Origin of the sequence: Micromonospora sp. NPDC023737, from assembly GCF_040639715.1 — a bacterium.
Classification (GTDB): Bacteria; Actinomycetota; Actinomycetes; order Mycobacteriales; family Micromonosporaceae; genus Micromonospora.
Window position 1 is genome coordinate 55,918 of sequence record NZ_JBFAAL010000016.1, and the last position, 20,140, is coordinate 76,057.

20 protein-coding genes and 1 pseudogene are annotated in these 20,140 nt (G+C 69.5%); 7 read left to right on the forward strand and 14 right to left on the reverse strand.

The genetic code is table 11. The features are described 5' to 3' along the window. Nucleotides 1-27: 27 nt before the first annotated feature. From AB0F98_RS26195 to AB0F98_RS26210, 4 genes and pseudogenes are all read right to left on the reverse strand, one after another. Nucleotides 28-1,410 (reverse strand): alpha/beta hydrolase domain-containing protein, encoded by a 1,383-nt coding sequence (locus AB0F98_RS26195; protein WP_357740508.1) that lies wholly within the window; start codon nucleotides 1,408-1,410, stop codon nucleotides 28-30. Between the two features lie 104 nt (nucleotides 1,411-1,514). Beyond that, nucleotides 1,515-2,081, reverse strand: coding sequence for a QsdR family transcriptional regulator (locus tag AB0F98_RS26200; RefSeq protein ID WP_357740313.1), 567 nt, complete (start codon nucleotides 2,079-2,081; stop codon nucleotides 1,515-1,517). A gap of 33 nt (nucleotides 2,082-2,114) precedes the next feature. Continuing rightward, on the reverse strand, nucleotides 2,115-2,654 hold the full coding sequence (locus tag AB0F98_RS26205; protein WP_357740316.1) for a class I SAM-dependent methyltransferase: 540 nt from the start codon (nucleotides 2,652-2,654) through the stop codon (nucleotides 2,115-2,117). 178 nt (nucleotides 2,655-2,832) lie between these two features. Then, nucleotides 2,833-2,961, reverse strand: a pseudogene (locus AB0F98_RS26210) (SAM-dependent methyltransferase); the annotation flags it as partial. Here AB0F98_RS26210 and AB0F98_RS26215 point away from each other — a divergent pair. Next, nucleotides 2,902-3,396 carry a hypothetical protein gene (locus AB0F98_RS26215; RefSeq protein ID WP_357740319.1) on the forward strand — a complete coding sequence of 165 codons (495 nt, stop codon included), beginning with the start codon at nucleotides 2,902-2,904 and terminating at the stop codon, nucleotides 3,394-3,396. The pseudogene AB0F98_RS26210 and the gene AB0F98_RS26215 overlap by 60 nt on opposite strands. Nucleotides 3,397-4,019: 623 nt before the next feature. On the opposite strand, the gene AB0F98_RS26220 is transcribed toward AB0F98_RS26215, so the two are convergent. The 3 genes from AB0F98_RS26220 to AB0F98_RS26230 form a co-directional block, all read right to left on the reverse strand. Further along, complete coding sequence (locus tag AB0F98_RS26220) at nucleotides 4,020-4,688, reverse strand: CGNR zinc finger domain-containing protein (protein WP_357740322.1); 669 nt, start codon at nucleotides 4,686-4,688, stop codon at nucleotides 4,020-4,022. A 281-nt stretch (nucleotides 4,689-4,969) separates the two neighbouring features. Continuing rightward, on the reverse strand, nucleotides 4,970-6,505 hold the full coding sequence (locus AB0F98_RS26225; protein WP_357740324.1) for an NAD(P)/FAD-dependent oxidoreductase: 1,536 nt from the start codon (nucleotides 6,503-6,505) through the stop codon (nucleotides 4,970-4,972). Between the two features lie 359 nt (nucleotides 6,506-6,864). Continuing rightward, nucleotides 6,865-7,383, reverse strand: coding sequence for a carboxymuconolactone decarboxylase family protein (locus tag AB0F98_RS26230; RefSeq protein WP_357740327.1), 519 nt, complete (start codon nucleotides 7,381-7,383; stop codon nucleotides 6,865-6,867). A 795-nt stretch (nucleotides 7,384-8,178) separates the two neighbouring features. Between AB0F98_RS26230 and AB0F98_RS26235 the strand changes: the two genes are divergently transcribed. Then, nucleotides 8,179-8,937 carry a C39 family peptidase gene (locus AB0F98_RS26235; RefSeq protein WP_357740511.1) on the forward strand — a complete coding sequence of 253 codons (759 nt, stop codon included), beginning with the start codon at nucleotides 8,179-8,181 and terminating at the stop codon, nucleotides 8,935-8,937. 299 nt (nucleotides 8,938-9,236) lie between these two features. Here AB0F98_RS26235 and AB0F98_RS26240 read toward each other — a convergent pair whose 3' ends face one another. From AB0F98_RS26240 to AB0F98_RS26270, 7 genes are all read right to left on the reverse strand, one after another. Then, complete coding sequence (locus AB0F98_RS26240) at nucleotides 9,237-9,941, reverse strand: GntR family transcriptional regulator (protein ID WP_357740330.1); 705 nt, start codon at nucleotides 9,939-9,941, stop codon at nucleotides 9,237-9,239. 20 nt (nucleotides 9,942-9,961) lie between these two features. After that, nucleotides 9,962-10,972, reverse strand: coding sequence for a proline racemase family protein (locus AB0F98_RS26245; protein WP_357740333.1), 1,011 nt, complete (start codon nucleotides 10,970-10,972; stop codon nucleotides 9,962-9,964). Between the two features lie 4 nt (nucleotides 10,973-10,976). Next, the gene (locus AB0F98_RS26250) at nucleotides 10,977-11,705 is read right to left on the reverse strand and encodes an ABC transporter ATP-binding protein (RefSeq protein ID WP_357740336.1); all 729 of its coding nucleotides are present in this window, start codon (nucleotides 11,703-11,705) and stop codon (nucleotides 10,977-10,979) included. Next, the gene (locus tag AB0F98_RS26255) at nucleotides 11,698-12,519 is read right to left on the reverse strand and encodes an ABC transporter ATP-binding protein (protein ID WP_357740339.1); all 822 of its coding nucleotides are present in this window, start codon (nucleotides 12,517-12,519) and stop codon (nucleotides 11,698-11,700) included. Before AB0F98_RS26255 ends, AB0F98_RS26250 begins: the two co-directional genes overlap by 8 nt. Next, nucleotides 12,516-13,553, reverse strand: coding sequence for a branched-chain amino acid ABC transporter permease (locus tag AB0F98_RS26260; RefSeq protein ID WP_357740342.1), 1,038 nt, complete (start codon nucleotides 13,551-13,553; stop codon nucleotides 12,516-12,518). Before AB0F98_RS26260 ends, AB0F98_RS26255 begins: the two co-directional genes overlap by 4 nt. Next, nucleotides 13,553-14,446, reverse strand: a complete 894-nt coding sequence (locus AB0F98_RS26265) for a branched-chain amino acid ABC transporter permease (protein ID WP_357740345.1) — start codon at nucleotides 14,444-14,446, stop codon at nucleotides 13,553-13,555. Before AB0F98_RS26265 ends, AB0F98_RS26260 begins: the two co-directional genes overlap by 1 nt. Nucleotides 14,447-14,515: 69 nt before the next feature. Further along, the gene (locus AB0F98_RS26270; protein WP_357740348.1) at nucleotides 14,516-15,688 is read right to left on the reverse strand and encodes a branched-chain amino acid ABC transporter substrate-binding protein; all 1,173 of its coding nucleotides are present in this window, start codon (nucleotides 15,686-15,688) and stop codon (nucleotides 14,516-14,518) included. A gap of 203 nt (nucleotides 15,689-15,891) precedes the next feature. Here AB0F98_RS26270 and AB0F98_RS26275 point away from each other — a divergent pair, with 203 nt between their 5' ends. From AB0F98_RS26275 to AB0F98_RS26295, 5 genes are read left to right on the forward strand one after another with little or no spacing between them, the layout of a single operon-like run. Then, nucleotides 15,892-16,800, forward strand: a complete 909-nt coding sequence (locus tag AB0F98_RS26275; protein ID WP_357740351.1) for a dihydrodipicolinate synthase family protein — start codon at nucleotides 15,892-15,894, stop codon at nucleotides 16,798-16,800. Between the two features lie 3 nt (nucleotides 16,801-16,803). Further along, the gene (locus tag AB0F98_RS26280; RefSeq protein ID WP_357740354.1) at nucleotides 16,804-17,034 is read left to right on the forward strand and encodes a hypothetical protein; all 231 of its coding nucleotides are present in this window, start codon (nucleotides 16,804-16,806) and stop codon (nucleotides 17,032-17,034) included. Next, nucleotides 17,034-18,320: an aconitase X catalytic domain-containing protein gene (locus AB0F98_RS26285; RefSeq protein ID WP_357740357.1), complete on the forward strand. Its 1,287-nt coding sequence runs from the start codon at nucleotides 17,034-17,036 to the stop codon at nucleotides 18,318-18,320. Before AB0F98_RS26280 ends, AB0F98_RS26285 begins: the two co-directional genes overlap by 1 nt. Beyond that, the gene (locus tag AB0F98_RS26290; protein WP_357740360.1) at nucleotides 18,301-18,753 is read left to right on the forward strand and encodes a DUF126 domain-containing protein; all 453 of its coding nucleotides are present in this window, start codon (nucleotides 18,301-18,303) and stop codon (nucleotides 18,751-18,753) included. Before AB0F98_RS26285 ends, AB0F98_RS26290 begins: the two co-directional genes overlap by 20 nt. After that, on the forward strand, nucleotides 18,750-19,727 hold the full coding sequence (locus AB0F98_RS26295; protein WP_357740363.1) for an ornithine cyclodeaminase family protein: 978 nt from the start codon (nucleotides 18,750-18,752) through the stop codon (nucleotides 19,725-19,727). Before AB0F98_RS26290 ends, AB0F98_RS26295 begins: the two co-directional genes overlap by 4 nt. Nucleotides 19,728-20,140: the final 413 nt, after the last annotated feature.

The window sequence follows — 20,140 nt, forward strand, 5'->3', positions numbered from 1 at the left end:
GCGCGGGCTCACGGCCGGGTCGGTTGCTCACGCCGGGCCGGATCGGAGTGCCTCGCGGAGGTTCTCTGCGGCGTCGGCCGGCTGGAGGTAGCCGGCGACGATGTTGCGGACATCGGTGGCCACCACGCGGGCGACGTAGCCGGCGTGCGTCGGGTAGAGATCGTCCAGGGTGGCCTCGTCGAACGGTTGGTAGGTGCCGAACAGCACGCAGAACGACTCGCCGGCGTTGTCGCCGGTGTTCAACGCGGTGGGGACGGCGACCTGCGACAGCCGGATCCCGCCGCGGGCCAGGCCGTGGGCGTCACGGGCCTTCGTGCCGTCGGGGTTGAACACCAGCGGCGGCGCGGTCGGCGGCGGGGTTCCCCGTTCGACCCAGCGCACGAGGTAGGCGTACGCGGCGGCGGTGACGTGGTGCATCGGCACCCGGCTGAACGGCGGCTGGGCGCAGGTGTACACCGGCGCGGCGCCCAGGTCGCGTTCCTGCATGGGTGCCCGGTAGACCTGGCCGTTGTAGCCGCTGTGCGCCGCACCGGCCACCTCCCACCGGCGGAACCGATCGGTGTCGGCGGGTCGGACGGGTGTCCGCACGTCGGTCTCGGACAGCACCTGGAACACGGGTTCGTCGCCGACCCGGGTCGGCGCGGAGCCCACGACGAAGGCGTACCCCTCGAACACCGGCCGCACCTGCGGCAGGACCCGGTCGTAGTAGACGGTCATCCGGCCGGCCGACTGCGAGGCGCCGATGGCCAGGACGGTGCGGGCCCGCAGCCGGCCCAGCGGCGAGACGCCGCGCGGGTCGGCGATGGCCTTTCCGGCCTGGGCGAAGATGTCGTACGAGAGTTCGTCGGCGACGTACCGGCCCCCGCCGGTGATGTCGAGCCGGCCGTACCGGGTCGGGCTCCAGCCGCGGAGCTGGTCGACGCCGACCCGCTGGGCGGAGACACCGATCCAGGCGTCGCCGGCCCGGATGGTGGACTCGGCGTTCCACAGCGCGTCGAGGTCGTACCCGGCCGTGACGTTCTGCCACTCGACCAGCGCGACGCCGCTGAACCGGCGCGGGTCGGCCGGCCGACGCACGATGAGCCGGGTCTCGTACGGCACATCGGTGGCGACCCGGTTGCCGACGGTGTCCCAGCCGTCGGCCACGCCGGAGAGATAGAACTCCTCCTCGACATAGCCCTTGGCCGCCAGGTCGTCCGGCGTCGAGAAGAAGGGGTAGGTGTCGGCCAGCCGCTCGGCGAGCGGGTCGCCCGGCACCGTTCCCGGTATCGGGCCGTGGACCGCGGCGCGGGCGATCGGCTCACGGTCACCGGTCGCCGAGGCGTGCACGGGTGCCGAGACGAGAAGTGTGGCGACCATGCTGGTGACCAGGCCGACAGCGAGGGCGGCAACGCGCCGTGGACGTGTCATGCCGGAGACTCCTTCACAACGGGCTTCCTGGCCGTACCATAAGCGGCCGTCGATGGAGTGGGAATCGACTGGCGGCAACCTGAGACGGCAGTCGCAGCGGCCGTTCAGCAGGCTTCGAGCACGGCGCGGGCGGCACGTTCCGCGGTGATCGGGTCGGCCCGCCGCCCCCTGATCAGCTCCGCGTACAGCATCGACTCGACGATCCGTACGTAGAGGAAAGCGGCGCCGTCGAGGTCGGCGGGCGACCAGGCGGGATCGGCGGCCGCGGCGGCAAGGATGGTCTTCTGCGCCTCGACGACCCGGACGTGCACACCGCCGGCCGGGGTGAACAGTACCCGCGCGGCCGTGACCGGCTCGGCGCGCAGGAAGGCCCGGAACGGCTGCGCCTGCCGCACGGCGACGGCGAACCGACGGGTGGTCTCGAGCACCCCGTCGACGCCGGTGGCGACGGTGTCGGCCCGAGCCTGGGCGAGCAGCCGATCCGCGAGGCGCCAGAGTACGTCGCCGAGCAGCCGGTCGCGGCTGTGCACGACCCGGTAGAGCGTGGCCCGACTGACCGCGAGACTGCCGGCGAGCGCGTCCATGTCGACGGTGGCGTGGCGGAGGAAGAAGGCGCATCCGCCCTGCACGACGCGTTCCGCGCTGACCACCCGCCGCGACGGCACCGGCATCCCCCGACGATAGCGTCGCGGCCGACGGCGTCTCTACCCGTGCGGCGGAAACACCGCTGCGCCGACCGACGCGCCGACGGGACGGGTCGTACGCGCCGGGCCGCGGCGGAGGACCCACCGGTACGCCTGGACGAGGCCCGTGGCGAACCCGACGGCCGATCCCCAGAGGAAGATCCGAAACCGGCGGTAGAGCGACTCGCCCCAGCGCGCGATGATGTCGTCGCGCCGCGCGTCGAGCCGCTGAGCCCAGGCCCGGCAGGTCAGGAAGTAGTTGTGCCTGTCGTCCTCCATGCCGAGCAGCTCGAACGGCGATCGAGCCACGTGTCGCAGGTAGGAGTGCAGCACCAGCGGGGCCGAGTTTCCCGGGTAGATGTACTGCTTGAAGAACGTGGACAGATGCTGTTTGCGACGCATGGCGAGGGCGTTGAGGTAGATGCGGCCACCGGGGCGCAGCAGCCGGGCGTACGCCTGAAGGGTGGCCCGGTAGTCGGGCAGGTGCTCGGTGACGCCCATGTTCACGATCGCGTCGAACGGCTCGGCGGCCCGGTACCGCAGGATGTGGTCCCTTACCACGGTGACCGGTAGCTCCTCCGGGCGAAGAGGTCGGTGAGGAAGCGCTCGGACTCGGCGGCCAGCGTGACGGTGGTGACCACAACGCCGCGCCGCGCCGCGTGCTCGGCGAACGCTCCCCAGCCGCCGCCGACAGCACCCGGTCTCCGGGACCGACGCCGATGGCGTCGAGCGCCAGATCGAGTTTGCGGGTCACGGCGTCCTCCAGCGCTTCGTCGTCCCGCTCGAAGACCCCCTGCGTGTAGCAGCGGTGCCGGGTGTCGAGGAAGGTCAGGAAGAAGTCGGACTCCTCGTCGTAGTGCCGGGAGATCGACCGCTGATCGTGGCCGTACCGCCCGTGCAGCAGAGCCGGAAGCCATCGGCTGAGGAAGGCGACCGGATGCACGTCGGAGAAGAACCGACGCATGGTCAGTGCGGCGGACAGATCACCCTCGACGTCGATGTGCCCGCCGAGGTACGCCAGGGCGACCTGGAGCTGGTCGAGGGAGCGCAGCGCCCGGTAACCGACCTGGTCGCGGACGACCAGAGTGAACCGGGGCGGCACGGTACCGGTGACCCCGAAGCGGTGGGTCGCGCCGTTGCCGACGACGAGCTCGAACGGCATGGGGGTGCGGTCGTGGAAGTAGTCCTCGTAGCGCCGGCCGACCGTGTCGGCCAAGGTCCGCCTCATGCGGTGATGGTCTCGCGGCTCCCCTGCTCCGGGACATCATCGCTCGACGAAACGCCCGGTCGAGGCCGACGGTGAACCGTCGACCGGCCGATTCGGTGACCGCTTGGGCGAGCAAATCCCCGGTGCCGCCCTGGGGCAGGTTCGCGGCGCAGCGCTGTCACAAACCGGCAGGCCCTCCTGTGTTCCTGTCGCCAGCCCCTGTTCGAAGGATGCGTGAGCGCCGACCACACACACCTGCCCCCAGGCGTCGAGGTAATCACGACCATGCCGGAGGCCACGGCCAAGATCCCGGCTGGCGCCGAGGCCAGGACCATCCGGGTCACCCTGCCTCCCGACGACCCCGGTGCGCCGCCGCACCGGCACCCGGGTCCGCTGCGCGGCGGGCGCGGGCGGCAGCCTCGGCCCCGGGAGGACCCCACGCGTGCGGGACGACCACGTCCCGGCGCCCCGCTTGCACCTCCGCATGAAAAGAGGCCCGCGCATGCGGGGGAGCAGAGGGCCGGGGCTGGTCCCGCTACTGGTCGCCGCCGCCCTCGCTGCCTCGGCGCGGCGTGATCGCACGGTCCGCCGGATGCGCCTGAATCCGCGCGACCGGGACCCGCCGCCCAGCCGGCCGGATCCAGTCAACCCACGGGCTCGGCCCTTGCCCGATCACCACCGGGTCCGCCGGCTCCTGAGCTGCCGTGAACTGTGCCCCGTCAGTCGGCGGGCTGGTTCCTGTGATGGCGCAGATAGTGCCGAGCGGCACGGACCCGGTTGCCACACACCGGAGAGCACCACTCACGGCGCGGCTGATCCTTGAGGAAGTAGAACAAACAGTTGGGTGCGTAGCAGGATTGCAGCTTGTCGCGGTCGGGGCCGGTGACCAGCGCGATGGCCTCGTGCGCGATCGACGCGAGCAGGCGCTGCGTGACGCTCGCTGATCCGACGGGGGCGAGTCCGAGGTTGCCGTCGCGCCGGACGAGCTGCGACCAGGTCGGCGCCTCGGCGGCGGCGCGGTTGACGATCGCGACCGCCTCGTCGAGGTCGAGGTCGGTCGACTGGGCGTATGGCCGGGTGTCGCCGGTGAGGTCGGCTGCGAGCCGCCTCAGCGCGTCACGCAACGCCCGGAATCGCTGGAGGTCGGCAGCGTCGGGTACGACGCTTTCCTCCGGCTGCTTGACTGCGGTAAGCCAGGCGGCCAGCTCACCGGGCGTAGTCAGCCCGTCATAGCGGCGGGTACGCGCGGCCCAGATGGTGTTCATCAGGCGAATCGGCGCCGGCTCGTTCGGCAGCAGCAGAGCCTGGGCAGCGTCCGGTTCTGCGCCGGGCGCGGTGGCGATCGGGTCCGCCGTCGCGGCTTCCGCCGTAGTTGACCGACGCTTCATACACCTAACGATAGCTCGGCCTTGCGGCGTTAGAAGCGTTCGCATGTCGCCCTTCTTCGGTACGCAGAGATCGCCGCAATAGGGGCGAGATGCCGTTGTTTCTCAAGGTCGAGCGGAGCCGGCCGCGAGTGCGGTGTGACGGCCTCGGCGATGGCGGCCGGCTCCGCTTCGGCGCACCCGTAGCCGCTCGGCACACGCGCGTCGGAGTTGTCCCGTTTTGCGCTGCATGCCGGGTCCAAGCTAGTCGTGGACAGCGCCTGCGGTCGGTGGCCCGATTCGACTCAGCCCCGGTACGCCTCGAGCAGTCGTAGCCACACCTCGCTGATCGTGGGGAACGTCGGGACCGCGTGCCACAGCCGGTCAATCGGTACCTGGCCGGCGACCGCAATCGTCGCCGAGTGCAGCAGCTCGGCGACACCTGGTCCGACGAAGGTTACGCCGAGCAGGTACTCGCCATCCAGATCGACGATGGCCCGCGCCTGCCCCTCGTATCCGTCCGCCCAGAGCAATGCCCCTGGCACCCGAGCCATATCGACGTCCACCACCCGAATCCGACGTCCGGTGCGTTCGGCCTGCTCCGCGGTCATCCCGACGGTTCCCGCCTCTGGATCGGTGAAGATGACCTGGGGGACGGCGTACTCGTCGGCGGTGGTCTGATGCAGGCCCCATGGGGTGTTGTCCAGGGGGCGGTTAGCGGCCCGGGCGGCGATTACGTCACCGACGATGCGAGCCTGGTACTTCCCTTGATGAGTGAGCAACGCCCGGTGGTTGATGTCCCCGATCGCGTACAGCCACTCACCCTCAACGCCGCGCACCGTGCAAGACGCATCCACGTCCAACCAAGTTCCAGGGAGCAGGCCAACCGTCTGCAGTCCGATGTCCTCGGTTAGCGGCTGCCGGCCGATCGCAAACAGGATCTCGTCGCACGTCATCTCGGAGTCATCATCCATGTGCACGGTCACAGGGCCATCCGGGTCGGGCCGGCGCAGTTCCGTCACCGACACTCCGGTACGCACCGTGATGCCGGCCTTCTCGAGCCCCTGCTTCACCCTCGCCCCGACGAACGGCTCCATCCTGGGCAGAAGTGAGGAAGTCCGGCTGATCAACACGACTTCGGCGCCCAGGCCCTGCCAGGCTGCGGCCATCTCCACTCCGACGGCGCCCCCGCCGACAACCGCCAAGCGGCGCGGCACAGTGTGGCTGTCCGTGGCCCGCCGGTTCGTCCACGGTCGCGCTTCGGCGATACCGGGGATGTCCGGCAACGCCGCCAGGCTGCCGGTGCCCAGGACGACGGCCAGTCGTGCGTTGACCATCACGACACGGTTGTCCGGCGTCTCCACCGCCACCCTACGGGGGCCGTCGAGCCGTCCGTGTCCACGAATCAGATCGGCACCGATGCCGTTGACCCACTGCGCCTGAGAGCTGTCGTTCCAGCCGGTCGTGTATTTCTCCCGCCGTTCGAACACTCCGGCCGGATCCAGCTGCCCGGTCACGGCCTGCCGGGCACCGTCCACCCGGCGGACGTCGGCGAGCGCGGCGACCGGCCGCAGCATCGCCTTGCTGGGAATGCACCCCCAGTACGAGCATTCGCCCCCGACCAGTTCCCGCTCCACCACGGCCACCGTGAGGCCCGCGGCCCGGACTCGGTCGGCAACTGTCTGGCCAACCGGGCCCGCTCCCAGCACTACGACGTCGTACTCGTCTCGTTCCGCCATTGTCTGCCCTTTCACTGCAACTTGTTCTTCGTTAATGAGCGCTGCGGCTCTTCCACTGAGGAGCCTCGGACTCCCGAGATCTCGGCCATCGACCCCGGTCACACTGAGAAGTCCAGACAGCGGTTCGCGTTGTATTCGCGATGGGTCCATACCGAACTCGCGGGTTTCCGCTTGCATCGGTGAGTCCCAAGGCGCGCCACTGTTGCCCCGTACGTCGACTGCACGAGGGGCACTCACGATTGCCACCGGTTCGGCCCGTCGGCCCGCAGCATGCAGCTGCCAGCGCCCCAGGCCGTCGTCGCGGTCACCAGCACTTGGCGTTGGCTGTCACGACCGAACGACGAGTTCCGCTGGCGTTGCGGGCAGGGCCGAGACCTCGATAAACCGTCGCCGCTTGGTGACCGGCCGGCACCTGGCCGTCGAGCGTGGAACGTGAGCGGGGCCAGGTGGGGCGTCCGGGTTCAGGGCGTGACGAGCGGGAAGTCGACGTCCGTGTCATTGGTGTTGTTGAAGAAGTTGGTGAACACGTTCAGGGCCACGTGCGCGACGACTTCGGCGATCTCCTTGTCGGTGAGGCCGGCGGCGCGGGCGGCGGCAACGTCCTCCTCTGCGGCGCCACGCTTCTGGTTGACAGCCAGGGCGAACGTGAGGATGGCGTCGGTCTTGGCGTCGGATGCGCCGCCCTTGCGGGCTTGCGCGATCTCGTCGGTGCTGAGGTGCAGGGCATGCTCCGCGCCGTAGCTGTGCGCTGAGAGGCAGTACTCGCAGCTGTTGGACTGCGCGATCGCCAGCGCGATGAGCTCGCGGGTCTTTGCGTTCAGGGTGGGACGCAGAGTGCGCGACAGGTCGAGATAGGCCCGGAGGACGGCCGGGCTGTTGGCCATCGCCTTGGTCATGTTCGGCGTTCCGCCCATCTGCTTCTGGACGTCGGCGAACAGCTCTGCGTTGGTGTCGGGCTCGAGGTGTGGCAGCCGGCTCATGGCAGCTTCCTTTCGGCTTCGCAACGGATCTCCGTTGACTGACGCCGCCAACCCTAGGGCGATTTTCTAACGGCTGCAAGCCGGGGAGGGCGTTAGATATACCGGCGAACCGGTCGATATGCCTCGAAGGCCCTGATCTACTCAGGGCACATTTCGATTATTTGGGGACAGAGTGACACCGCGCCCGGCTGGTTGGTTCTGACCGGTGAGGAGTGTGGAGCGCGCCGAAGTTCCGACGCGTTACAGCTAGCTGTTTCAGCAACTGTGTGGCTGCGGTGGGCTCCTCGTCGGCCTGGGCGAGGGCCAGGACCGGCTCAGCTAGAGCGGCCTGCCGGATGAGTCGCCGACCGATCGGTGTGGCTGGCGCCCTTCCCCCACGTCGCGCGTGGCATCCCCGCCATGGGGGCCGGCCCGCACACTACGGTCCATTCCGCCCCTTCGAAACCAGATAGCGCCGACGCGCGCCGCCGCCGGCCCATACCCCTGTCATTCAATTCACTTATAGCCGCCATAAGGGCACGGTTGCAGAGGGTCAGTTGAACCCGTTACCGTCGCACAGCCGGTCGATCGTCAGGCATGAACGCAATGAGGCCCAGGGCCAGGCCCGCTCAATCGTGATCATGCGAGCCACCAACCGAACATCGGCTGATTCCCAGGACTGATGGCCCCTGACGGCTGCACCCTCACCGGTCGAGGCCGATGCGCTCACCGCGATGCGTTCCGGTCCACCCCACGCTGCATCTACCGCTGATCCGGTCCATTACGTCCGCCAATCCACTCGATCGAGGGAGCATCATGACTCCGGAACGTGTTCGCATTACCGCTCTGCGCCGCGGCCACAAGGTGGCGCTGCTGTCGGCCGCGCTGGTAACCGCCGCGACGGCCGCCACGGGGGCCGCTCTCGGGCATGAGCTTTCCGCTCCGAGTGCGGCACTCGCCGCCTCGGGTCCGCAGGTCGTGGCCGATGTCGCGGCCGCCAAGGCCACAACCGCCGGGCCGGATCCGGCCGCGGCCACCACTCGAGATCCGGCTCCGGCGGCCCCGCCGGAGAAGATCCTGGGCACCTCGTTCGAGTATCAGATCAACTTCTACTACTGCGGCCCGGCCGCGGTGCACAACGCCCTGACCGCTCTCAACATCGACGCCAGCCAGGAGGAGCTCGCCGACGGGCTGGGCACCACGATCCACGGCACGGATTCCGCCTTCGACACGACCCGCATGCTCAACGGCGCGATTGGCGCCGACATGTACCAGACGAAGGAAATCACGGGCCAGGAAGCCACACCCGCTCAGATGGACCAACTGCAGGCTGACGTCGTACACGCCATCAGCAGTGGCCATGCCGTGGTGGCCAACGTCATCGGTGGCGCGACCGACGCCAGCGGGGTATGGCACGACTTCTCCGGCGGCCACTACGTCACCCTCGTCGGCTACAGCGACGACGGGCGTGCCGTGAAGGTCGCCGACGCGTCCGGCATGTACGGCTCCAACACCTACTGGATGAGCACGATCGACATGGCCAACTGGATCGCAACTCGCGGCTACTCTGCCTGATCGCACCACGTCCCTACACGGGAGACGCCGCTCGGGGATTTGCAGTTTCCGGCAGCGACGCGTCCATCAGCCAGCGCTCGCGCTGGCTGATGGACGCGGGCGGCTTGTCGGCGCGATCGCTTTCGGGGCGAAGTTGGACCGTCGGGCACGGAACGAAGCTCAACACCCTCCGTCCCTCCGCTGCCGCGGTCAGCACTGCCCTCTCCTCAGCATCCGCACTCTCGCGGGCTAGCGAGGTCACGGCGGCGACGCTGTTGCCCGGCTCGACTTCATCCGCCCTGGCCGCCCGGTGCCGGCGGTCAGGGTTCGTGGTGGCCGGCCCAGGAGCCGCGGACGTGGCCGATGTGGCGTCGCATCAGCGCTGCCGCGCCCGGCGCATCGCCGGCCACCACCAGATCGACGATCTGCTCGTGCTCGGCGGCCGAACGCCCCAGCTCGCCACGCTCGGCGAGTTCTTGCAGGCCGTACAGCCGGCTGCGGGCCCGTAGGTTGCCGACGACGTCGATGAGATGCCGGTTACCGGCGAGGGCGAGCAACGACAGGTGGAAACGCCTGTCGACTTCGACGTAGCCGATGAGGTCGCCGATTTCGGCGAGGCGCTCGACCTCCTTCGTCAGGGGACGCAGCTCCTCGACCGCCGCCCGGGTGGGCTCGTTGATGGCCCGGGCGATCTCGGCCACGGTGGGCACCTCGATCAGCGCGCGCAGCGAGGTGATCTCGTCCAGGTCCCGGTCGCTGAGCTCCTTGACCCGGAAGCCCTTGTTCCGAACGATCGTGACCAGTTCCTCGTTGGCGAGGTCGAGCATCGCTTCGCGGACCGGCGTGGCGGAGACACCGAACTGCTCTACGAGCATCGGCACGGAGTACAGCACGCCGGCGCGCAGCTGCCCGGTGATGACCGCGCCACGCAGGGCGTGGGCGATCTCCTGTCGAAGGTTGGGACGGCCCCCCAACTGCGGCAGCGAGAGCGCGTCCGGGGCCAGGCGCCCGGTGGCGTCCGTCACGGTCTCACTCCTTGTCCTCTTCATCGCAGCGCGAATCCCAGTCCGACGGGATCGTTGTCCTCAAGGACGAAATGGTGTTCGCCGGTGCGATAGGCCATCCCTCGCACCTCTGAAACGTAGGCCGGGCGGCCCTCTGCTTCCAGCTCCCGTACGACGCGGCCCAGGAATCGTGTTCCGATCACCGAGTCGTGCGTTAGCACCTGGTCAGGGGCGAGTTGCCCGGATGATGCTAGCAGCGCGATCCGCGCGGACGTGCCTGACCCGCACGGTGACCGGTCGACCTCCCCGTCGGCGAAGACGGTGATGTTGCGCTGGTGGGGGCCGCTGGACCGTCGGCCGAGATCCTCGAACAGGATCGTGCCGTAGACGCCGTCGAGCCGTGATTCGCTCGGATGCCGGGCCCATTCGGTTTCGTTGAGTTCCCATTTGATTTCACGGCCGAGTGCGAGCAGCTCACCGTAGTGCTCCGGGGTGACCGACAGCCCGAGGAGCGAGGCGTCGACGGAGGCGTAGATCCCGCCGCCGTAGCTGACGTCCGCGCGTACCGGGCCGCGGCTGGTGTTCACGATGATGTCCCGGCCCAGTACGTATGCGGGCACGTTGCGGAAGCTGACCTCGCGGACCTCGCCGGCGACACAGGTGACTGTGGCTGTGACGCGACCTGACGGTACGTCGATCACCACGTCGGTGTCCCCGTACGGGGTGGCGTCCACGAGGCCGCTGCGGACGGCCCACACACCCAGCGCGATGGTGCCGTGTCCGCACGCCGTCGAGTAGCCGTCCTTGTGCCAGAACAGCACTCCGAAGTGGGCGCCCTCGTCGTTCGGTGGCACGAGGAAGCAGCCGTACATGTCGGCGTGGCCACGAGGCTCGTTGACCAGAAGCCGCCGTACCGCGTCGACTTGTTCATCACGCTGAGCATGTTCGCGTCGTTGCAACACGGTGGTGCCGGAGATCTCCGGGACGCCTTCGGTGACGATGCGGAAGGGCTCTCCCGCCGTGTGGTAGTCGGTGGCACGAATGTCCCGCATCGCCTCAGGCCCCCAGGTACGCCTCGACCACGCGGGAGTCGCGCGCGAGTTCGCGGGCTGCTCCCTGCAGGGTGATCACGCCGTTCTCCACGACGTACGCGCGGTGCGCGATCTTGAGCGCGGCGCGGGCGTTCTGTTCGACGAGCAGCACCGAGGTGCCGTCGGCGTTGATCTGGCGGATCAGGTTCATGATCTGCGCCACCATGAGTGGTGCGAGCCCCATCGAGGGTTCGTCCAGCATCAGCAGTTTGGGTGCCGCGACCAGCGCGCGGCCGACGGCGAGCATCTGCTGCTCGCCGCCGGACAGGTTCCCGCCCTGCTGATTGCGCCGCTCGGCGAGCCGCGGCAGCAGGGTGTACACCTCGTCGATCCGGCGGCCGACCACGGCCTTGTCGCTCACCAGGTAGCCGCCGAGTTGCAGGTTCTCGTGGACGGTCAGCCGGGAGAAGATGCGGCGTCCCTCCGGCACGTGCACGATTCCGGCGCCGACGATCTCCCACGGCTTGGCCTTGGTGATGTCCCGGCCGAACGCGCGCACGGTGCCGCCGGTGGATCGCACCACCCCGGAGACGGTGGCGAGCGTACTGGTCTTGCCGGCGCCGTTGTTGCCGAGCAGGGTGATGATCTCGCCCTCGCCGACGGTCAGGGTCAGCCCCCGGAGGGCGTGGACGCGGCCATAGTGGACGTCGAGGCCGTCGATTTCGAGTGCCCAGCGGTCGGCGGCGTCACTCATGGCTGATCATCTCCTCGTTCGTGTCCTCCTCCTCGTCGTCGTCCTTGCCGAGGTACGCCTCGATCACGGCGGGGTCGCGGCGTACCTCCTCGGGAGTGCCGTCGGCGATCTCCCGGCCGAAGTTCAGTACGACGACGCGGCGCGAGACCTGCATGACGAGATCCATGTCGTGCTCGATGAGCACGATGGCGATGCCGAGCGCGCTGATGCGCTGCAGCAGGTCGAGCAGCTCGCCCTTCTCGCCGTAGTTGAGGCCGGCGGCGGGCTCGTCCAGCAGGAGCACCTTGGGTCCGCGGGCGAGGGCGCGGGCGATCTCGACACGGCGCTGCTCGCCGTACGGCAGGTTCCGCGCGAGACCACCGCGGTCGCCGCGCAGGCCCACGAAGTCGAGCCACCGGTTGGCCTCGTCGGTGGCCTCCCGTTCCGATCGCCGGAACCGGGGCGTGTGCAGTAGCGCGTCGAGGCCGTTCTGCCGCAGCCGCAGGTGCATCCCGGCGCGGACGTTGTCCAGCACCGTCAGCTCACCGAACAGGCGCAGGTTCTGGAAGGTACGTGACATCCCCCGGGCCGCGATCGCGGAGGGCCGCAGGCCGGTGATGTCCACGCCGTGCAACGTGATGGAGCCGCCGGTGGGCTTGTAGAAGCCCGTGATGCAGTTGAACGCGCTGGTCTTGCCGGCACCGTTGGGACCGACGACGGAGAGGACGTCGCCTTCGTAGACCTGGAAGGACAGCCCGTCGACGGCCTTCACGCCGCCGAAGTCGAGGTGCAAATCCTGCACCCGCAGCAGCGGTACGGAATCCCGCGTGCTCACGGCACTACCTCCTTGCCCTTGCGCACGTCATGTTCCTCGGCTCTGCGCCGGTCGCGCCGGGACTGCCGTTCCACGGCCCGCGCCGGCCACAGCCCCTGCCGACGGAAGATCATCACGATGATGAGCAGGATGCCGAAGACGAAGTACCGGTAGTCGGCGGCCTCCCGGAGAAGCTCGGGCAGCACGCTGATGAAGATGGCGCCGAGCACGACGCCGGGCGTGGAGCCCATGCCACCGAGCACGACGGCCATCAGGATGAGGGCCGACCACAGGAAGGTGAAACTCGGTGGGGAGATGGCGGACAGTTGGGCGCCGAAGAGGATGCCGGCGAGGCCACCCCAGATGGCGCCGCCGATGTAGGCGGCGAGTTTCACCCGGTACGTGTTGATGCCCATCGCCTCGGCGGCGTCCTCGTCCTCGCGGATGAACCGCCAGGCGCGGCCGAGCCGGCTGCGGCCGAGCCGCGCCGCGCCGAGGACGGCCAGGGCGACGACGACCACACAGGTGTAGTAGAGGCCGACCGGGCCGCTGAGGTCGACCCCGAGCAGCATGATGCCGGGGATCCCGTAGATGCCGGACGGCCCACCGGTGATGGTGAGGTTGTTCGCCGTGACCCGGATGATCTCCCCGAAGCCGAGCGTCACGATCGCCAGGTAGTCGCTGCGCAGCCGCAGGGTGGGCCCACCGATCACGATGCCGGCGACCACCGCCGCGACGATGACGACGGGCACGGTGGCCAGCAGCGGCCAGCCGTACCTGGTGGCGAGGATGCCGCTGACGTAGGCGCCGATGGCGAAGAACGCGGCGTACCCGAGATCGAGCAGGCCGCAGTAGCCGACGACGATGTTGAGGCCGACCGCGAGCATCACGAACAGCAGCGCGGAGGTCATCACCGACAGGGCGTAGTTGGTGGCGGTGATGAACGGCGCCAGCAACGCGACGGCCAGTCCGACCAGGCCGAGGTAGCGGTTCTGCTGGATGCGGTCGAAGAGCGCACGGGCGCGGGCGGGTGACGTGGCGAGGTTGGTGGTCATCAGACACGCTCCGTAACGCGCTCGCCGAGGATGCCGGTCGGGCGGAGCGTGAGGAAGATGATGAGGAAGCTGAAGGCGAAGACATCGCGCCACTGCCCGCCGATCCAGGCGGTGCCGATCGACTCGAGCAGGCCGAGCGTCAGGCCGCCGAGCATCGCGCCCTTGATGTTGCCGATGCCGCCGATGACGGCCGCGGTGAACGCCTTGAGCCCGATGATGAACCCCATCAGGAAGTCGATCTTCCCGTAGTAGCCGCCGGCCATCACGCCGGCGGCGCCGGCGAGGGCGGAGCCGATGAAGAAGGTACGCGCGATGACCGCGTCGACGTTGATGCCCATGTACAGGGCGGCCGTCGGGTCCTGGGAGATGGCGCGCATGGCCCGCCCGGTCTCGGTCCCCATGACGAGCCACTGGAGGCCGGCCATCAGCAGGATCGCGATCAGGATGAGACTGACCTGCTGGACGGTGATGCGGGCGCCGAGCAGATTGACCGGGTCGCCCGCCAACCGGACCGGGTAGACCTCGGGGTTGGGTCCGGCCACCAGCCGCATCCCGTACTCGAGCGCGAACGAGGCGCCCACCGCGGTGATCAGCACGGAGAGCCGGGGCGCGCCGCGCAGGGGACGGTAGGCGACCCGCTCGAGCACCAGGCCGGCCGTCCCGGTCACCAGCATCGAGATGATCATGACGATCAGCAGCGCCACGAAGCCGAGGCCGGTCGCCAGCCCGCCGGCGACGCTCAGGACGCCGAAACCGACGAACGCACCGAGCATGTACAGGTCGCCGTGGGCGAAGTTGAGGAGCCTGATGATGCCGTACACCATCGTGTAGCCCAGGGCGACCAGGGCGTAGAACGATCCGACGAAGAGACCGTTCCAGATGAGTTGGGTCATGGGAGTCCTTCGGGGCGGGGAACGCCCCGGCGGCGCACTCCTGGGAGGGCGCCGCCGGGAGCAGACGACCTACTGCAGGGTGTCCTCGAGGACGATCTTGCCGTTCTCCACCGTGAGGATCTGGAAGCCACCGCTGGAGAGCGTGTGCTCGGGCGTGAACTTCAGCGGCCCGGAGAACAGCTGGAAACCGTCGATCCCCTCGAGTGCCTTGATGACGGCGTCACCGTCGGTCGAGCCGGCCTTGTCGACCGCCTCGGCGGCCACCCGAACCGCGTCGTAGGCCTGGGTGGAGTACGGGCCGGGGGCGGCGCCGAACTTGCTCGTGTAGTCCACGATCCACTGGTCGGCGCCCTGGATCGTCTCCGGGGTCTGCGTCATGGTGGCGAAGACACCTTCGGCGGCCTCGGGGCCGGCGATGTCCACCAGCTTCTGATCGACCGACCCGTCGGCGACCATGATCTTGCCGTTGTAGCCCGCCTGCCGCAGCTGACGGATGATGAGGCCGCCCTCCTGGTAGTAGCCGGTCCAGTAGATGAAGTCCGGCTGTCCCTTGAGGATGGCGTTGACGTTGGCGCTGTAGTCGCTCTCCCCCGCGGTGACCGACTCGCGACCGGCGAGCGCCGGCGAGCCGGTCAGCAGCTTGGCGGTGGTGTCGGCGATGTCCTTGGAGTAGCTGGTGTTGTCGTCCATGAGGGCGACCTTGGTGGCGCCCACCTTCTTCATGAACTTCAGCGCCGCGTCGGACTGCTGAGCCCCGGTGCCGTTGATCAGGAAGACGTTCTTCTTGCGCTGCGCGACCAGTTCGTTGGAGTTGGCGGCCGGGATGAGCATGGGCACGCCGGCCTTCTCGAAGATCGGCAGCGTCGGGAGCGTCGCACCGGAGCAGTAGCCGCCGACCGAGATCTTCACGCCCGCGGTGACCAGCTTGTTGGCGCCGGCCGTGGCGCTCTTGGCGTCGCACGCCTCGTCCTCGACCTTGAGCTCGAGCTTGCGCCCGTCGACGCCGCCCTTGGCGTTGATCTCGTCGACGGCGAGTTGCGCGGCGTTCTTCATGTACGGGCCGATGGCCGAGCTGCTGCCCGACAGCGGAGTCAGCATGCCGAGGACGATCGGCCCATCGTCCGACTTCTCGCCCCCGCCCGAGGCGAGACCGTTGCCGCAGGCGGAGAGCATCATGGCCGCCACCGCCGCACTGCCCACGAGGGCGACTCGCGACAGCCGGCGGGTGAGGAATGACGTCATTGTCCAAACTCACTTCCCTCAGGACCGACACAGGGGACGGCCAGGTAGCGACTGGTAGCACTGCTGTGTGACGTAGCACTGCACTATGGCACACGACACAGGGTTGCTCCAGACGTGCATGTGGGGGTGTTACCGACGCGTGACTTGAGCCTCGCGGACTGCTATGTAATGTTTTACTGACCGTCCCGGAAGGACTCTCCGACATGACTGCCTCCCCCACTGTCCGTACCCGCCCCTGGCACGGCGTGCTCGTCGCGGCCGCCCTGCCCTACCGGGACGACCTGTCCGTGGACTTCGACGCGTACGCCGAGCACGTGCGGTGGCTGGCCGACAACGGCGCCCACGGAGTGACCCCGAACGGATCCCTGGGCGAGTACCAGGTGCTGACCGTCGAGGAGCGCACGAAGGTCGTCGAGGTGGCCGTCCAGGCCGCCCCCGAAGGCTTCGTCGTCATGCCCGGTGTGGGCGCCTACGGCGCCCTGGAGTCACGACGCTGGGCCGAGCAGGCGGCCGAGGCCGGCGCGCAGGCCGTCATGGCGCTCCCGCCGAACGCGTACCGCACGGACGAGCGGGCCGTCCTCGAGCACTACCGCGAGATCGCCAAGGCCGGCCTGCCGGTCACCGCGTACAACAACCCGATCGACACCAAGACCGACCTGACCCCCCGAATCCTGGCCACCCTGTACAACGAGGGCCTCATCGTGGGCGTCAAGGAGTTCAGCGGGGACGTGCGCCGGGCCTACGAGATCTCGGAACTCGCGCCCGGCCTGGACCTGATGATCGGCACCGACGACGTCGTGCTCGAGGTCGGCATCGCGGGCGCCAAGGGGTGGGTCGCCGGATACACCAACGCCTTCCCCCGCTCGACGGTCGCGCTGTACGAGGCCTCCGTGGCCGGGGACCTGGCAGCCGCGCTGCCGCTGTACCGGCTGCTGCATCCCCTGCTCCGCTGGGACTCGAAGACCGAATTCGTGCAGGCGATCAAGCTCTCCATGGACATCGTCGGCCGTAAGGGCGGCGTCTGCCGGCCGCCGCGGCAGCCGCTGGCCGCTGAGCAGGAGCGGGCGGTCCGCGCCGCAACCGAGGCAGCCCTCGAAGCCGGACTGGCCTGACACATGCCCGCCGACGACGTGTTCACGCGCGGTCTCACCGCCGCGCTCGCGACCGCGGATGCGTTGGAGGCCGGCCTGGTGAAGGTCACCGCACCGACTACCGGAGTCGACCTCCACCTGCCGTTCGGCATCGAAAAGGCGTCCAGCGTGGACGGCCGTGAGCGGGGCAAGGCCGCGCAGGTCCTCTTCACCTCCCTGCGCACCGCGCCTCTTGCCCCCGGCGAAGGAGTCTGATGCCCGGCGACGACGCTCTGGTCCTGACCGCCGAGGAAGAGTCGATGCTGGCCGGGGAGCAGGGCCCGGCCATCGCGATGTGCATGCGGCTGATCGTCGGGATGGCACGCGCGAACGGAGCCGAACGGTTGGTGCCGATCGAGTCGGCGCACGCTGACGGCTGCCTGTACCACGGCGTGGCGGGGCTGGAGTTCACGCAACGGCTGGTCTCCCTCGGCGCCCGGGTGCGGGTGCGTACGACACTCAACGTCGGCTCGCTCGATCTGCTGCATCCCGGGCTGGTACGCGCCGACGCGGAGGTGGCCGAGAACGGCCGGCGCCTGATGGACGCGCACGTGGCCCTCGGCTGCGAGCCGATCTGGTCGTGCGCGCCGTACCAGTCCGGCCACCGCCCGGCAGCGGGCAGCCACGTGGCGTGGGCGGAGTCGAACGCCATCGCCTTCGTCAACTCGGTACTCGGGGCGCGCACGGACCGGTACGGCGACTTCATCGACATCGCCGCCGGCGTCGCCGGCCGGGTCCCCTACTCGGGCCTGCACCTGCGGCGCAACCGCACCGCCGCGCTGGTGCTCGACTTCTCCAAGGTTCCCGCCGCGCTGCTCGACGACGACGTCGCCTGGCCCGCGATCGGGGCGCTGCTCGGGGAACTCGCCGGAACCCGGGTCGCGGCTCTCACCGGCCTGCCCGGCGACCTGACCGACGGCGGCGTCACCGAGGACCGGCTCAAGGCGCTCGGCGCCACCGCCGCGTCCGCCGGCGGCGTCGCGCTGTTCCACGTCGTGGGGGTGACCCCGGAAGCACCGACGCTCGACAGGGTACTCGGGCCCGGGGCCACCACCGTGCTGGTGACGGCACACGACCTCAGGCGAGCGCGCGACCGGCTCAGCAGCACCGCCACGACCTCACTCGACGCCGTCAGCCTCGGCACCCCGCACTTCTCGCTGTCCGAGTTCGCGGCGCTGGCGGGCGAGTTGCGTAACGGCCCGTCGTTCGCCTCGTCGGTCGACGTGTTCGTGTCGACCAGCCGGGCCGTGCTGGCCGAGGCGGAGGCACGCGGGTACGCCGACGCCGTACGCGACGCCGGTGGCCGCATCCTCACCGACACCTGCACGTATGTGACGCCCGTGCTGCGTGACGGAGTCCGCACCGTGATGACGAACTCGGGCAAGTGGGCCTGGTACGCGCCGGCCAACCTCGGGATCGACACCGTGTTGGGAAACCTGGCCGAGTGCGTCGCCTCGGCGAGAGCCGGGAGGGTGGTACGCGATGAGCGGCTCTGGGGATGATCCGGTGATGCTGGCTGGCCGCTCTCTTCATCCGGGAGCGGCGGACGGCGTCGTCCTCGCGCTCGACGAACCGCTCTCCTTCTGGGGCGGGCTCGACGCGCGCGGGCTGATCGTCGACGCCCACCATCCGCAGCGCGGCGTCACGGTCGCCGGGCAGGTCCTCGCGATGCAGGCCGGTCGCGGGTCCAGCTCCTCCACGGCGGTGCTCGCGGAGCTGATCCGGTCGGGGCACGCGCCGGCGGCCCTCCTGCTGGCCGAGTGCGACGCGATCCTGGTGATCGGGGCCCTCGTCGCCGCCGAGATCTACGGCACGAGCCTGCCCATCGTGCAGCTCACCGACGACGACCTGGCCCGACTGCACACCGGCGCCCAGGCCGCCGTCCTCGCCCACACCGCACCCCGCCCGGCGACCGTGATTGCGAAGACCCGATGACCGCGACGCTGCCGTACCTCGACGAGGCCGACGTCTTCGGCCTGGTGCCGTTCGCCGACGCCGTCGCCGCCCTGGCGAAGGCCCTGTCCGGCGGGCTCGACCCGCAGGCGTCGCTGCAGCGCTCCATCCACGACGTGCAGCACGGGCAGCTGCTGCTGATGCCCGCCGAGACCGCCACCGCCGTGGGCGTGAAGCTGAGCACGGTGGCTCCGGGCAACTCCGGCCGCGGCCTCCCCCGCATCCAGGCGCTGTACGTGCTCTACGACCGGGTCACGCTGACGCCGGTAGCGCTGCTGGACGGCACGGCCCTGACCACGTTGCGGACCCCCGCGGTTTCCGCGGTCGCGGTAGACCACCTCGCCGCACCCGAGGCGCGACACCTGGTCGTGCTCGGCTCCGGCCCACAGGCGTGGGGGCATGTGCAGGCGCTGCGCACTGTTCGCCCGCTCAGCGACGTCACAGTGGTGGGCCGGGACCCCGACCGCGCGGCGGCCCTGGTGGCCAAGGTTCGCGATAGCGGTCTGGACGCGCGCGTCGGCAGCCACGACGACGTCGCGGATGCGGACGTGCTGGTCTGCGCCACCACCGCCCGCCAGCCGCTCTTCGACGGCCGCCGGCTGCGCCCGGGAACCTGTGCGGTCGCGGTCGGCTCCCACGAGCCGGACGCCCGCGAACTCGACGACGCGACGATCGGCGCCGCCGAACGGGTGGTCGTCGAGTCCCGCCGCGTCGCGCTACGCGAAGCGGGTGACATCATCCAGGCCGTACGCGCCGGCGCCGTCGGCAAGGACAACCTCATCGAGCTTCGCGACGCGGTACGTCTGGCACCCACCACCAATTCATCGGTGTTCAAGAGCGTCGGCATGGGCTGGCAGGACCTCGTGGTGGCCGATCTGGCCCACCAGCGCTGGACGGAGCGAGGCCATGCCTCTCGTGCCGGAGGTCCTCGGCGCCCTCGCTCGTTGACGCGGTGAGCAAATCGCCTCGGACACAGCCACCGCGGACCTCGGTGATGAACGGAAGCCCGTCGCGCACGTGGAGGCCATAGCCCGTGATGCCCGCACGATCAGTCCGCGACACCAATGGCGCTACCTACCGGTGGGCCAGTTCGCCATGGCGAAGACTGCCATAGACAAACATCGCTTTGGGGGTGTCGGACACGAGTCGAAGTTTGCCACGGCCGAAGGATCGGTCATGGGTGCCGCCGCACACCCAATTTGCCTTCGGCACTCGCTCCGCTTGCGCCGCTCCTACGCCGGACAGCAGCACCGGGCCTCGCTGAACCAGCGATACAACAACGTGCCGCTTTCAGCGCGGTACGGACTGTCATAGCAAGTTGGGCCGCCCGACTCCCGGATCTGCCGAGGTGAGTCCATCGCTACTGTGC